Genomic DNA, 14,883 nt, shown 5'->3' with positions numbered 1-14,883 from the left:
TCATTTTCGAATTCTTTCTAGATGATAACGAATACTACTCTAATTACTACTAATACTATTCGTCATAGATTTTCGGTAATTTTCGTTTAATAGTTTCGTTATTAATAGATTATGGTTTTCAGGGATATTTCTGTTTTTAATCTTTGATTTTCAATAATAAACCCGGATATAACAATCAACAAAATTAACCACACAATGATTATTTCAACTCGACTAAAACTATTTGCACTATTTGTATTCTTTTCTTTTGCAATGAGTGCCCAAAATCCTCAAGGCGAATTAAAAAGATGGCATAAAGTTACTCTTTCATTTACAGGCCCAAACACCTCTGAGACGGCAAATCCAAATCCATTCTCAGATTATCGTCTGGATGTTACATTTACGAATGGTTCTTCTTCTTACACAGTTCCTGGCTATTATGCCGGATGTGAAGATCCAGCAGAATCTAGTTGTGATTCTGGAGCGATCTGGAAAGTTCATTTTGCACCTGGAAAAACAGGTACATGGAACTGGACAGCTTCTTTTAAAACTGGAGATGATATTGCAATTACAACTGGAGGAGCTTCAGCTGGATTTATGGATGGAGATACTGGTTCTTTTAATATCACAGAATCTGATAAAACAGGACGTGATCATAGAGCCATGGATAAAGGGAGATTGCAATACGTAGGAGAACACTACTTAAGACATTCTGGTACAGATCCAGAAAACCCTAACGGTAACTGGTTTGTTAAGGCAGGTGCGGATGCTCCAGAGAATACCTTGGCTTACGAAGATTTTGATAATACACCAAACCGAGGAAACCGACGAAAAAATTGGAATCCCCACCAACAAGATTATGTCGCATCTGATGCTTCAGCATATACTTGGGATGGAGGAAAAGGTTCTGAACTATTAGGAGTGGTTAATTATCTTTCTACCAAAGGATTGAATGCGTTTTCTTTTTTAACGCTTAGTCTTCATGGAGATGATGAAAATGTATTCCCTCATTTACTGAAGGTCACCGAAAGTGTATATAATGGGTATAATGATAGCCAGCAATGGAATCAGGGTGTACATAAAGATCGTTTTGATGTTTCTAAAATGGCTCAATGGGAAAAGATCTTTGAATATGCTGATAAAAAAGGGGTGTTTATGCATTTTAAAACCATGGAGACGGAGAATGATAATATGATGGATAATAATACCAATGGTAGAGAAAGAAAATTGTATTACAGAGAACTGATAGCGAGATTCGGACATCATTTAGCATTAAACTGGAATATTACAGAAGAAACAACAATTCCAGATAATGTGGTGAAAAGTATTGCATCTTATATTAAAGATGTAGATCCTTATGACCATCATATTGTACTGCATACATATCCAAATCAGCAGGACCAAAGATATGATCCTTTATTGGGTGCTAATTCTGAACTTACTGGAGCATCTATTCAAACGGGAAAAAACAATGTGCATAATGATGTAAGAAGGTGGCTTGAGAAATCTAGAAATGCTGGAAAGAAATGGGTAGTTGCTAATGATGAACAAGGAAGCGCAAATATAGGAGTAGATCAGGATGGTACTGAAGATAAATTGGTTCGTGATCAAGTACTTTGGGGAACATTTATGGCTGGTGGTACTGGAGTAGAGTATTACTATGGTTACCAAACAGGAGAAACCGATTTAACAGCTCAGGATCATAGGTCCAGAGATGTAAAATATACACACGCTAGTTATGCATTGCACTTTTTTGAAACGTATTTGGATTCTTATTTAGTGGATATGGTTTCTTCTGATGGTCTTACCTCCGCTGACGATTATGTACTAGCAAAACCAAATGAGGTATATGTGGTGTATCTTCCAGATGGTGGATCAACCAATATCAGTTTACCTTCAGGAACTTGGCAGGTACAATGGTTTAATCCAAGGTCAGGAGGCGCATTGTCTTCTCCACAAGGAGTTACCAATTCTTTATCTGCCCCAGATACTAATGATTGGGTAGCTTTGATAAAAGGTGAATCAGACGGAGAGCCAACATGTGATGATTTAGAAAGTATAGCAACACAAGATGCCTATTTACAAGGAACTACTAGGTTTAACACGGATGAACTTAGAGTAGAGCAAGGAAATAGAGTTTCTTATTTGCAGTTTGATGTACCATCAACAGAAGATGCAGTGAGTGCTATTAAACTGAGATTAACAGTAAACGATGATCCTGGTCAGGGAACCATAGATGTTTATAAAGGAAATGCTAACAATTGGACAGAAGGAAACTTATCCGATGCTAATAAGCCATCAGAAGGAGATAAAATAGGCTCTATTAATGGTGCATTTTCTGCTGGGCAATCATATGAATGGACTTTGTCTGGTGTTTCACAAGGAGAAACAATTTCATTAATACTAAAACATACAGGTTCTAATGATGTTTCGTTTCATTCTAAAGAAGGAGCTGTGGCTCCAAAAATCATTGTATCCTTAACGGATTGTAATGATGGTGGTGATGGAGATGGTGGAGGAGACGGAGATGGTTCTTCATGTGTGCCTACAGAAGAGAATGGTGTGGTAGCAATAGAAGCAGAAGACTTCGTAAACCAAACAAAGACAGAAAAAAGACAATGGTATTTCCAAGATGGAACGGTTTCTACACCAACTCCAGATCCAGATCCTAGTCATCATGCTTCTGCCAGTGGTGGTGGATACTTAGAAATTTTACCTGATACCAGAGTAACTCATGATGATCCATTGGTTAATGGAGAAAGCTTTTCTAATACACCTGGAGTAGTGGGGGTTTTAGACTATAATGTAAAGTTCAATTCTCCAGGAAAATATTTTGTTTGGGTACGTTTATATTCTACAGGTTCTGAAGATAATGGGCTACATGTAGGGATCAATGGTACTTGGCCAGCTTCTGGACAACGTATGCAATGGTGTGCTGGTAAAAATCAATGGACGTGGGAAAGTAAACAACGAACAAATGCGAATCATTGTGGTGAAGAGCAACTTATTTATATTGATGTTCCTAGTGCAGGAGTACATACAATTTCATTGTCTATGAGAGAAGATGGAACAGAAATCGATAAGTTTGTTCTTTCTAAAGCATATACAAAACCTACGGGTACTGGGCCTGATGTAGTATTGTCAGATTGTCAATTGTCTGTTGGTGAATTTGATAAGGCCCAATTTAAGGTATATCCAAATCCTGCAAATAATCTAGTAAATGTAGCAGGATTAACTAAAGGCAAAGTATCTGTATATGATATGACTGGTAGAAAAGTGATTTCTGCTATAGAAATTTCGGAATCTGATAACAATTCTTCGATAGATATTTCTAGTATTCCTTCGGGAGTTTATTTCATGGTGATCAGAGATGGAAAAAATCAAAATACTTTAAAGTTTATTAAACAATAGTGTAACTAACTATCTAACTATTTGTAAAAAGGATTGGATAATCATATCCAATCCTTTTGCTATTTTCTATATTAGATTTTACCTTTCTAACCCTTTTTTTAATACTTCCTGAATTCCAGATAGGTGATCGCTAAATTGCATCATCTGTGCAAGCACTTGTGCCATTTCGTTTTTATCGCCAAACCCTTTTAATTTATTGTTTTTTACAAAGGTTTCTTTGATAACTTCCCAGCGGTTTTTTTCCTCCTTTGAAATGTTGTTTGTTAGCTCTTTGTACTTCAGAAGATTGGCTTCTGCAGCACTTGTTAAAGTTTGAGATTCATTTTCATAATGTGATAACAAAAGTGTCTGCAATTCCTTTTCATTCATAATAGGAACTACTTTTGCCACTAATTTACTCATATCACGATACGAACCTTGTAGTTTAAATGACGGTTCTGTGCGGTACGAATCTTCCATTGCAGCAGACTGTATATACGTCGCATTTACTTGCATGACCGTATCACGAATCGTAACTACTTTTTCTAATATAGATAAGTAATCTTGTACTTCTTGTTTTGTATGATTTCCTTTAAGCTCAATACCTTCTTGGGTTCCTGATACTACCATTTCGATTAATCCATAGATATCTTCGAAATATTTACTGCTTAGTTGATGCAATATAGGATTAGAAGTAAGTGCGTTTTCAATCAAACTCAATTTGAATAAATCAGCTGTATCACCAATAATATCTCCCAGATTGTAAATGTCAGCTCTGTTTGCTAACATATCTGGTATCTGAAACTTTTCACCACTTTCTGTATATGGATTTCCAGCCATGATCACACAGAACTTCTTACTGCGTAAATCATAGGTTTTAGGATTTCCTTTGTACACTCCTTCAATTTTACGAGTACCATCAGCCAGAGAAATAAATTTCTGTAAAAACTCTGGATTACAGTGTTGAATATCATCTAGATATAGCATCACATTATTACCCATTTCGAATGCAAGGTTTAGTTTTTTCAATTCTTCACGAGCGGCGGCATTATTGGCTGCCATAGGATCCACAGAAGTTACTTCGTGACCAATTGCAGGCCCATTTATTTTCATGAATACCAATCCCAAACGATTTGCCATATATTCCATCAGGGTAGTTTTACCGTATCCTGGTGGAGAAATGAGTAATAACATTCCCATTCTATCCGTACGTTTGTTATCTCCAACACTTCCTAATTGCTTGGCTAAGTTGTCTCCAAATAAAGGAAGATATACTTGATCAATTAGTTTGTTTCTAACGAAAGAGGATAAAACTCTTGGTTTAAACTCAGAAAGTTTCAAGTCTTCTTTTAGCATTTCTGTTACCTGATGCTTTGCATCTCTATATGCTTCATAGGCAGGAACATCAATCTGTACAAAGTTGGTTACATCGGCAATAAACTTATGATAATTAAATTCAAAATTTCCTTCTTGTATTGTTGAATGACTTCCTTGTAAACCATCAATAATTTGTGATGGACTTACATGAATAATTTCTGCTATGGATTCTTTTTTGTACAACAGACAACAAACAATCTCATGTGCATAATCAATTTGTTTTGGATGATGTGTTTTTAAATAGGCGGTTACCCATTGCAATGCTAAACGGATGAGATCTTTTTGATATTTATCTCCCGTTGCTTCCAATGATTTTTTGAATCTATCAAGTACCTTTTTCTTTTTTAATTCGGTTAAAAAGGACTCGTGTAGCTCATTTGCCGTTTGACTAATACAAAAAACATTATCACTTTGTAATTCCTCAAAAAGATAGTTACTAATGACTTCTGCATAATCTGATGCAAAAAGTTGATGTTCTTCTGAGAATGAAATCACTTCTTTTGCTAAATCAGTAAGTACGGTTTTGTACTCAGTACTATCCGAGAATATAGCTAATACTTCACCTGAAGCTTTAATAGTATTGTTCCAATACTCTTTTTTGTCATCATCCAAACTATTCCAAAAATATTGTGAATACGACCTTGATTTGGAATCGTATCTTAATAAGCCGAGATCATGATCTTTCTGAACTAAAACTTTTAGAATTTTTGCAGCGTCTACATCATGTACGCCTTTTACATAACCTTCTGCATAGTTCTTGCTACTTTCTGATTTTATAATTTCTAGTAGATCTTTTTCAGATATACTAGAAAGGTCTTCTTTTGAGTTTTTGAAAATCTTGTAAGCTAGATAAGCAGCACGATACATATCTTGATTTTCGGAAATAAGTTCTTGATCCCAGTATTTTTTAGAAACTAATAAGGTCTCATTTTCAATCTCCTGATAAAAATCGGTCCCTGTAAGATGATATTGTAAGGTCTTATCTTTGTAGACAATGGTAAGGTCTAGTGGTTGCTTGTTGACACCAAACTTGTGTTTTCCTAATTTGATGATATTTTCACCATCTTCATATAGGTCTTGTTTGTCTTTTAGTTTACGAGTAGCATCTTCCTTGGCAACTTTTAATGCCGTTTCAATGGTTTCCGCTTTACCAGCATCATTTAATTCCATTAAATTGGAGATGATATCACGCAGTTTATTGATCATCAAATCCGAAGCAAAATATCCATTAATATCTGCAACAGTATCAAAACTTAATGCCTTTTTAGTAACTCCTTTGAGTATTCTGTTTGCAGCATTTTCTAAGGCAACTGCCTTTTTGTTTCTTGCCTCGATCAGACTATTTTTTCTAGCTTCAAAAGCATTGTATACTTCTTCTCGCTTTTCTATAATCTGAGTGATGAATTCTTCAAAATCTGCAAATCGACCTTCTAAATCTTCTAGTTGAACAGATACTTTGTTTAACAACTCATCTGTTTTTTCTGGAGTGTTTGCGATATCCAGATAATTGATAATACTCTGATCTACTAGTTTTAATTGGGCTGCAAACTCTGCATTGGCTTCTTTGCTGCCAAGCGATTTTATCGTGTTCTTTATTCCAGCCTTTAATTGATTAATAGTAGCAAAAATCAAAGAAATATTATCGATAATCTTAGTAGAATGAGATGTGTCTTCAATCTGAAGGTTGGAAACAATATCAATAAGCATTTCCAAGTCCGTTGCAATCTGATTTACTTCGTCTTCTAACTTTTTAGCATCGATTACTTTTTTGATGTTATCCAGCGATTGCTTTTTTTCTTCTACTCTCTCGTGATAGGGTAGTAGTGCCTTGTCATCTAGTAAGAATTGCACACAGCGCTGAGAAATTTTATCCGTTTGCTCTGCAATTTCTGTTTCAAGCTCAGTGATAAAGGTTTTATCTACATAACGAATGTCTTGTAAACCAATTACTTCACCGCGCAGGGTTCTTAGTTGTGATAAAACTTGCACAAAATCATCTATAGATCGGAAGGAGCTACTTTTTATCTTCCCAAAGATTTCTTCTGCTTTTGCTTTGGTTTCTTTGGTTACATTGGCAGCAGTTCTTCTCAGTTGGACAACTTTTTCAAATTCATCGATAGCTGCATTTGCTGCATTACTTATTTCTCCTAACGGAATATCTAAACGGAAGGTATCATCTTCTCTAATCCAATAATAGCTGTCTACAATTTCTCCCGAAGATTTAGCCAGATCATCATACAAACCATCATAACTATCTTCTTTATTCAGAAGTGTAATGAGTGCATGGCATTCTGCCATTGCTTTTACGATATCTTTATTTCCTATTTTGTAAATTAAAGTGTCTGTATGCTGAGAAGGAATTTCGTTTCCAGTTAAGAAAGGAGTTTGCCAAATTTGAATAACATGATGTTTCGTTTGCTCATCTTCAGTTTTGAAATAGCACAACTCTCCATCTTCTAAAATGGTAAACCCATTACAAACGATAGGAGTTTTTACCTCTTGCTCTATTACATTATATGAAATCAAAGTATAAAGTCCTTTTTCGCTTTCATAGAAAACATATAGAAAATCTTCACCATTAGGAGAGCTTATTTTTTCTTGAAATTGAACATCAGAAACTTCATTGGTGAACAGTTTTACTTCTCCAGATTGTAGATAATAACCATTAGGATAGATGATTCCTTGATCATCAGGCAAAAGCACACAAGCGTCTTTTATACACTCGATTTTTTTTACTTCTTGTACTTTATGATTGTATACAAAGTATCTAGGAGTTTCCTGAAATGGTTTTATTTCTAAGGCGATGAGGTTGCCTAAATCTGCATAACGATATTGACCATCATCTAAGGTTTGATCTACTTGCGCTACCGCTTCATTGTAGATTCCTTTTCCATCATCTGTGTTGTCTTCGATTTTAATGGTGAGATCTCCACCAACGGTTTCTACAAATACTTTATCTAAAATAGAGATATGCGGATGGGTTCCGTATCTATGCATATCTCGAGTTACTTCTGTCCACTCGAAATCATACTGATTCGGAAATTTAAATTCGTGCTCACTTCGGTTATCAACATAGGTAAGTGTTCCTTCATTGATTAACCATTTAAAGGTTTTAATATCGGATACGCTTTCGCTTAACTGAAAAACCATATGAAGATAGTTGCCTACAATAGCAAACTTCGAAAAAATGGTGTTTCTGTAGTACTTGTATAAATTCGTGAAATCATTTATAAAAACAGTATCCTGAATAAGGTCTAATTTTTTATTTACAAAGTGATCATCGGTGTAAGTATAAATACTAAAAACATCTTCCAGCTTGATCTCTGTTCTTAAACCAAAATGTACATTGTAACCAAAGAGACAATATTTACCAATGGTTACGATGTCTCTGGCGATACAATTATTTTCGGTATTGATGCGATTATTGGCAATTAGTTTAGTTTCTACACTACCAAAAACTTCTTTTCTTGCATCATTTAGTTGGGTAAGACGATTCTGGAGTTCACCTTTTTGTTTTTGCAAACGATTTTGGATGATCTCATAGGTTCCACCGTCTAATTGTATAGTATTTTTATTGGTTTCTTCCATAGTTGTTACCCTAGGTTTTTTTAGCTTTGATTCAAGTTTATCAATTTGTTTAAAAAAATATTATTTCAGATTTAATATTTAATTTTTATAACATCGAATCCTCCTGAATCAGTTATATATAAAATAGTTCGTTCTCTTCTCTTTAGATATTTTAATTCCGTCAATAAATCTGTATCTGGTTTATTTAGTTCTTTTATTCTTTCATAACAGTAATAATAGTTTTGTTTATCAGATTCATAGAGTTCTTGATAAGTTATAACTGCATTTGCTTTGCTTTTAATTATTTCGTAGTAATTACCGATTAACCACTTGAAATCTTTATTGATCATTGATGCTTCCTTAAGTAACTCTAAAGCTTGTTTGTACTGCTGTTTTTTGATATAACATCCAGCAATATTTGCATCATTCTTTAAGTTTTTTGTTGACTGTTTTTTTATTAAAAGAAATTGATCTAAAGCTAAGTCTATTTTATTGTTATCATAAAGAATTTCTCCTATGATAGTTTGTATTTCTATTGTCTTATTTTCTTTATGCAAGAACTTGTCATTTTTGATTAAGGAATCTGCATATTTAAGAGCATCGACAACGTTTTTGTCTGATCTTTTATAAATTTCTTGTATTCTTAAATGTAATTGAGCATTTCTTTTGTCTAATTGCTTATACAGAGGTGTTTTTTTCTGAACTTTAGAGTAATCTTTTTTGAAAGGTAATTTAATAATGTTATGTGGTACAGTATTCCATAAAATATTTGTAAACAGACCTTTATGTTTAATATAAATAATAGAATCACCTATAGAGGTGCTGTAATACATTTCCTGATTTGGGATTACATTAATAGTTTTATTTGATTCTCCTTTTATAGAGAAAGAGAAGCCCTTAGGGTCTGTTTTTTGTGCAGGTATTGGTGCAAAAGGGGTTTCTCCAGTTGAACTCCCTCCTGCACGACCAGTATTATTTTGGTATTTTTTTTCCACGATAATCCCGCCATGATGTTCTTTTTTTGAAAATACACCATCAATTACCAAAAGAATTATTAGTGAAATAATTAAATAAATACCGACTTTGAATATGGACACTTGTTAATGTTTTTTGCTCTAGTTGTAAATCCTATTTGTATTTATCATTTAAATAAGTACTTCTCGCTTTATTAAATTATACGTTTAGTTTGCGAAGTTGAACAATCTATTCTTTAATCTTCTCAATCCTTGAATTCGTTGGTTTTTCTGAATCATAGACAATTTTCAAAGAATCTCCAACTTTTCCTGGTTTTTCAAAATACAAATCATGCTCTTGTCGTACTATTTCTTGGATCTTTTGATAACTCTTTCCATTTACCTCGTATTCATATGTTACATGAAAGTTGTCAATGTCCAAACCAATATCACTATCTAATTTGTTGGTAGTGATTTTAGTTATCACCGCGGATGTTTGGACTCCATTTTTTGCTAAACCTTCTTTTTTGTAATAGGTATTAAATGCTAATACGCCAATGCATATAAATAATACTGCGATTAGTCCTAAAAATTTTCTACTCATGATTTCGTTTTTTTATTATCTAAACGATCCAAAACTTACACCTGGATCGTAATACTATTGATAAAGAACAAACCAGAAAAGCAAAATAAAAACAGCGACACTTAGTATAATTGTTAGTATGTGTTTTCTACGAGTTTGTTTTCGTTGTTTTTTTAGTTTATCCCTAATCTCTTGCAATAGCTCTTCAGAAACGGGTACGGTTTCAATGCCTTTACTTTCACTGTCAGTTTCTGTCCATCCATCATAGGCTTTTCGTTCTTTTCTTCTACTATTTTTAAGAAGATTACTTAAATTATGACCATATCCTCCCATCACTACGCTATGTATATCAGAATAGATGTTATCAGAACTATTATCATCCCAAAGACAACAACTTGTTTTCTATAAAGTACTTGCCTTTGCCTTTTTAGCTTATCTCGTATCTTTTGTAAAGTTTCTTCCGAAATGGGTTCTACTTTGATACCTCTACTTTGGGTATCCGTATTTCCATTTATATGGCTAAAAGCATCTCTTTTATTTCTTCGATCATTAAACTTAATCGAAGCAATCATTGCAGCTATACTCATAATTAAACCAGTATTAAAAGTTAAACAAATCCCATCTAGTCAATCACTCGCTACCCCAAAGAGAGTTCAAGACTTTCAGGGATTGACTTTTATGGGTCTAAAAATGTATATGTGTTAGTATGCATATATTTCATGAAAAGAAAAGGGTAGGTGATACCCTTTTCTTTTTGTTTTCTCTGCACAGAGAGAAGTTTATATTATTTCAATTTCTTGTCTGAAATTCCTAATCCTTTAGCTAGATTAAACAGGTTACTAAACAAGGTGTTTTCTTCTTCGTTAGTAGATTTCTGTTTTAAATCCATTAGGATATTGGCAATCGTTAGATTTTTGATGTCTTCAGAAGAGATTCCGTATTTGGTAGCAAAATCTCTTACTTTTTCCAAAAGGTTTCCTTTTACATCATCACTTCCTAGAATAGCATCTTTTACTTCTTGTACCGTACTAGAATGTTGTACCAATCTATCGTATCCTTTGGCTTTGGTAATTTGACCAATAATTTGCTCGAAGAACATAGTTTCACCACCTACAATATCAATATTAGCAGCTTTTAATGCAGCTCCGATAACATCTGCTTGTGCAAAGGCAATCTCTTTCTGAATATTGATCTGTGCAAGATCCACTTGTAATTCCTTATCTAATTTCAACTTGAATTCTTCGTGTTCTTTACCAACACCATCCAGCTTCTTCATTGCTTCCGCTTTCTCTTCGATTCCCGCAGCTTCTGCTAATGCAATTTCTTTATCACCTATAGCCTGTGCAAGTGCTTTTTCTTTAATCACTTCAGCTTCTGCGATTCCTTCTTCTTTAACAGCTTCTGCTTTTGCAAGAATACCTGCAGCTTCTGCTTTTGCTTTTTTCTCGATGATATTCGCTTCCACTAATCCCTGACGCTCGTTAGCATCTGCTTTGGCATGCATTACTTGTGCTTCAGACATTCCAATAGTAGCTTCTTCTTTAGCTTGTGCTTCTGCCAATGTTTTACGAGCTTCCGCTTCTTTTTCACTAGCTTCTTTTTGCGCTTGTGCTTCGATATTGATTTCTTCAGCTTTTTGCTTAGCAGCTTCTTTTTGCGCTTCCGCAGCTTTGATTGTAGAGATCAACGCTTCTTCTGCATTTGCTTCAGCAATGGTAATTTTTACTTGCTTCTCACGATTTGCAGTTTTGAATGCTTCGATATCTTTCATGTTTTCTTGCTCTTCGACCACGCCTTTTTCTAGCATCACGCGATCACGAATCACATCCTGAATGTTCTTTTTCTCTACTTCAACTACTTTTTCTTTTTCTATTTGTGCTAAGGTTACAATTCGCTCACGCTCTGTTGCTTCTAGCATTCTATCTTTTTCTACTCTTTCTGTTTCAACAGCATTAGTACGTTGCTTGTTTTTCTCAGCAACAATAATTTGACGTTGCATATTTTCTTCGGCAACTTTTACTTTCTCTTCGGTAGCAATACGTGCTGTTTCAGATTTAAGTCTTTCTTCTTCTCCTACTTTTAATATTTCAGCTTCTTCACGCGCTTTGATATTAGCAATTTCTCTTCTTTGCTGTTCTTCTTTTTCTGCCAATTGCTTATCAAGTTCTAGGATAGCTTCTCGTGCCTCTACATCTTGCTTGCGAATAACTTTTTCCTCATCCCGCTTGATCAGATTGGATTTTACATTCTGTGCAGCAGTTAACTCAGTGATTTTCTTAATACCTTCAGCATCCAGAATATTATCTGGTTTCATAACGCTTAGTGAAGTTTGTTCTAAGTCATCGATTGCGCAATCATCTAACACGTATCCATTTAGATCTGTACCAATGATATTTACAATTTCATCTCTGAATTCTCTACGCGCTTCATATAACTCTACAAATTCAAACTTTTTTCCTACGGTTTTTAAGGCTTCAGAGAACTTAGCATCGAATAAATTACGAAGAACATCGATTTCTGAGGCTCTGGCACATCCGATAGTTTGTGCTACATTGATAATATCTGCTTTTGATTTATTTACACGTACAAAAAACGCTACTTTAATGTCTGCTCGAATGTTATCTTTACAGATTAATCCATTGGTTCCTGTTCTTTCAATTTCTAGCTTCTTTACAGCGATATCCATAATCTCCATTTTATGAAGTACTGGAACTACTAATCCTGCATTAAAATAAACTTTGGTTCCGCCAGCTCCTGTTCGCACTAGGACTTTACCTTGGATTATTTTTTTGTACATGGATATAATCCATACAATTAATCCAAAAGCTACAATTACGATAGCTATTAAGACTATTATTGATGATTTCTCTAACATATTAATTTGAATTTGTCGGTTATTTATGATTGAAATTTTTCTATTAAATAATATTTCTTGTCTTTTGATTCGTTGACAATTAAAGCTTCTTCTCCAGATGAAATAGATGCTCCTTTAAAACCTTTAGCTTGAACTCTTATAGGATCACCTTTTACCACGACTTCTATTTGTCCTAGCTTATCTCCGGATACTGGGGATTTTACAATACATCTTCTTCCTAAAAAGTCAATTTCTTCTTCTCCTTTATGATCTATCATTCGATAAAGTTTAGCAATAGGCTTGGTTAACAATTTTGTAATAAACAAGCTCACTATTAGATTGGGAACTAGCATCAGAAAACCAATCCAATTAGATTGCCATCCAAATGAATAGGTGATATTTATAGATATGAACCAAATTGAAAAAAAGAGAATTGTAAGCATAAACATTAAGGGCAACTCATCAAAGTTGAAATACCTTAAAAATTGTATGCCTGCACTTTCGGTCTGAACTTCAGAATTGATATTTTTTGGTGGTAAGTCCACATCGGGATTGTAATTATCCAGATCGGCGTCCATATCTACATTAAGATCTATGTCTGTCGAAGCATCAAACTCAACATCAAAGAAGTCCAAATCCAATCCTGTAAGTATGGTTAAAATCCAGTACAACAAAAGAGCTAAACACATAATGGAGAAAAATGCGTTTACCGGTGAAAATGCTATCTCTACTAATTCTTTCAATGTTTCAGTTGTTTAGTAAGTTAATTGTTATCTCATTAATTATCCCTCTTTTCAAAATCTTCGGTTTGATAGATTTTTATTCTTCATATTGCTAGATAAATCAGAGCAACGAAGATACTTGTCCAAAAAATACCTATAAATAATGCTCCCATCTTCTTATTATTTAAGTTTTACTGCGGTTCCATACGCAAGGATTTCTGAAGCTCCTTGCATAACCATAGAAGTAGTCAATCTTACATTAATAACCGCATCTGCTCCTAATCGTTGCGCATCCTGATGCATTCTTTGTAAAGCTTGTTCTCTGGATTGTGCCTGTAGTTTGGTGTATTCTTCTATTTCTCCTCCTACAATATTTTTTAGCCCTGCAAAAACATCTCTACCAATATTTCTGGCTCTCACTGTACTTCCTCTTGCAATTCCTAAAATTTCAATAACTTCCTTATTAGGTATCTTTTCTGTCGTAGATGTTACCATGATTTATTAGTTTTTTTGTTATTATTTTTTGAGTAGACCAAAAGCATCTGATAATCAATTACTTGATTGGATTCGATAAGATCTTATAATAGTCTATTGTTTCTTTGTTTTTTGTAGGAAACATAGAAAATGTCATTAACCTGTCTTTGACCTTCAAAAAGAATAGTCAATACTTTATTTTTAAGTTACCAGTTAAGGTTGCAAGTTAGTGCCTTAAAGCTTTAAAATGTTACCCCTTTTCTGGGGTTTTTTGAATTACGAGTCTTTCATTCCAAGCTGTTCTTTTAGCTTAGCTAAATCGTCTTCTGCATTCGTTCGCGTTACATCAACAGCTTTGTCTAATTCTTCGTCTATAGATTTAGAAGCGTTTGCAATATCACCATAAGCTTCTGCTAAAGCTTCTTCCTGATTTACTTTGTCCTTCATTCTTTCCAACATAGAAACAGTACTAGAACTATCTATTTCTGCCATTTGCTTATTCACATTTTTGGTAGCAGCAGAAACTTTTACTCTTGCTTTTAAAGTTTTTAGCTCGTTTTCCCACTTGCTAATGTTTTGTTTGATTTCGTCAACATTTTTTTCTAACTGAGATACGGATTTATCAAACTTTTCTGTTTCACCCTTACCACGAGTAACATGCTGTAGTGATTCTTCCTTTTTAATTAAAGCTTCTTTAGCTAATCTATCAGCCTCTGCAGTATCTAGATCTCCGCTTTGTGCTTTTTTTAGAATTAGCATGGCTTTTTGTTGGTAATCTTCTGCTTTAGCAGCAAATTCTTCTGTATCATTTTTAGATCGAATTGCTAAAGCTTTTACCTGTGCTAAAGCTTCCAGGCTTTTTTCTAGATCAACTTTCATATCTCTAATTCCCTGCTCTGTCATCTTAATAGGATCTTCCATTTTATCGATCGCAGAATGCGCTTCAGCTTCACCTATTTTAAATAGTCTTTTGAAAAAGTTCAT

10 protein-coding genes are annotated in these 14,883 nt (G+C 34.2%); 1 reads left to right on the top strand and 9 read right to left on the bottom strand.

All coding sequences use genetic code 11. From position 1 onward, the window contains the following. Positions 1-195 precede the first annotated feature (195 nt). Positions 196-3,390, top strand: a complete 3,195-nt coding sequence (locus ACWNT5_RS02045) for a DUF5060 domain-containing protein (RefSeq protein ID WP_456516451.1) — start codon at positions 196-198, stop codon at positions 3,388-3,390. Between the two features lie 78 nt (positions 3,391-3,468). Here ACWNT5_RS02045 and ACWNT5_RS02040 read toward each other — a convergent pair whose 3' ends face one another. The 9 genes from ACWNT5_RS02040 to ACWNT5_RS02000 form a co-directional block, all read right to left on the bottom strand. Beyond that, positions 3,469-8,334: a DNA repair ATPase gene (locus tag ACWNT5_RS02040; protein ID WP_456516450.1), complete on the bottom strand. Its 4,866-nt coding sequence runs from the start codon at positions 8,332-8,334 to the stop codon at positions 3,469-3,471. 71 nt (positions 8,335-8,405) lie between these two features. Further along, positions 8,406-9,410: a tetratricopeptide repeat protein gene (locus ACWNT5_RS02035; RefSeq protein WP_456516449.1), complete on the bottom strand. Its 1,005-nt coding sequence runs from the start codon at positions 9,408-9,410 to the stop codon at positions 8,406-8,408. Positions 9,411-9,516: 106 nt separating this feature from the next. Then, positions 9,517-9,870: a DUF3592 domain-containing protein gene (locus ACWNT5_RS02030; RefSeq protein WP_299603646.1), complete on the bottom strand. Its 354-nt coding sequence runs from the start codon at positions 9,868-9,870 to the stop codon at positions 9,517-9,519. Positions 9,871-9,924: 54 nt separating this feature from the next. After that, positions 9,925-10,185 carry a hypothetical protein gene (locus tag ACWNT5_RS02025; RefSeq protein ID WP_299603643.1) on the bottom strand — a complete coding sequence of 87 codons (261 nt, stop codon included), beginning with the start codon at positions 10,183-10,185 and terminating at the stop codon, positions 9,925-9,927. Beyond that, positions 10,185-10,436 carry a hypothetical protein gene (locus tag ACWNT5_RS02020; RefSeq protein WP_299603640.1) on the bottom strand — a complete coding sequence of 84 codons (252 nt, stop codon included), beginning with the start codon at positions 10,434-10,436 and terminating at the stop codon, positions 10,185-10,187. Before ACWNT5_RS02020 ends, ACWNT5_RS02025 begins: the two co-directional genes overlap by 1 nt. Before the next feature lie 197 nt (positions 10,437-10,633). Then, positions 10,634-12,724 carry a flotillin family protein gene (locus ACWNT5_RS02015; protein WP_299603637.1) on the bottom strand — a complete coding sequence of 697 codons (2,091 nt, stop codon included), beginning with the start codon at positions 12,722-12,724 and terminating at the stop codon, positions 10,634-10,636. Between the two features lie 23 nt (positions 12,725-12,747). Then, entirely contained in the window at positions 12,748-13,446 is a 699-nt protein-coding gene (locus ACWNT5_RS02010) for a hypothetical protein (protein ID WP_456516448.1), read from the bottom strand. A 159-nt stretch (positions 13,447-13,605) separates the two neighbouring features. Continuing rightward, entirely contained in the window at positions 13,606-13,920 is a 315-nt protein-coding gene (locus ACWNT5_RS02005; protein ID WP_299603633.1) for a YbjQ family protein, read from the bottom strand. A 255-nt stretch (positions 13,921-14,175) separates the two neighbouring features. Continuing rightward, on the bottom strand, positions 14,176-14,883 hold the full coding sequence (locus tag ACWNT5_RS02000) for a PspA/IM30 family protein (protein ID WP_299603630.1): 708 nt from the start codon (positions 14,881-14,883) through the stop codon (positions 14,176-14,178).

It is taken from the genome of Aquimarina sp. 433 (assembly GCF_054054605.1).
This window is presented reverse-complemented; position numbering and strand designations above follow the sequence as displayed.

Coding starts and splice junctions, on each gene's coding strand:
- ACWNT5_RS02030 (WP_299603646.1), bottom strand. CDS start 9,870: ATGAGTAGAAAATTTTTAGGACTAATCGCAGTATTATTTATATGCATT.
- ACWNT5_RS02040 (WP_456516450.1), bottom strand. CDS start 8,334: ATGGAAGAAACCAATAAAAATACTATACAATTAGACGGTGGAACCTAT.
- ACWNT5_RS02005 (WP_299603633.1), bottom strand. CDS start 13,920: ATGGTAACATCTACGACAGAAAAGATACCTAATAAGGAAGTTATTGAA.
- ACWNT5_RS02020 (WP_299603640.1), bottom strand. CDS start 10,436: ATGAGTATAGCTGCAATGATTGCTTCGATTAAGTTTAATGATCGAAGA.
- ACWNT5_RS02015 (WP_299603637.1), bottom strand. CDS start 12,724: ATGTTAGAGAAATCATCAATAATAGTCTTAATAGCTATCGTAATTGTA.
- ACWNT5_RS02000 (WP_299603630.1), bottom strand. CDS start 14,883: ATGAACTTTTTCAAAAGACTATTTAAAATAGGTGAAGCTGAAGCGCAT.
- ACWNT5_RS02045 (WP_456516451.1), top strand. CDS start 196: ATGATTATTTCAACTCGACTAAAACTATTTGCACTATTTGTATTCTTT.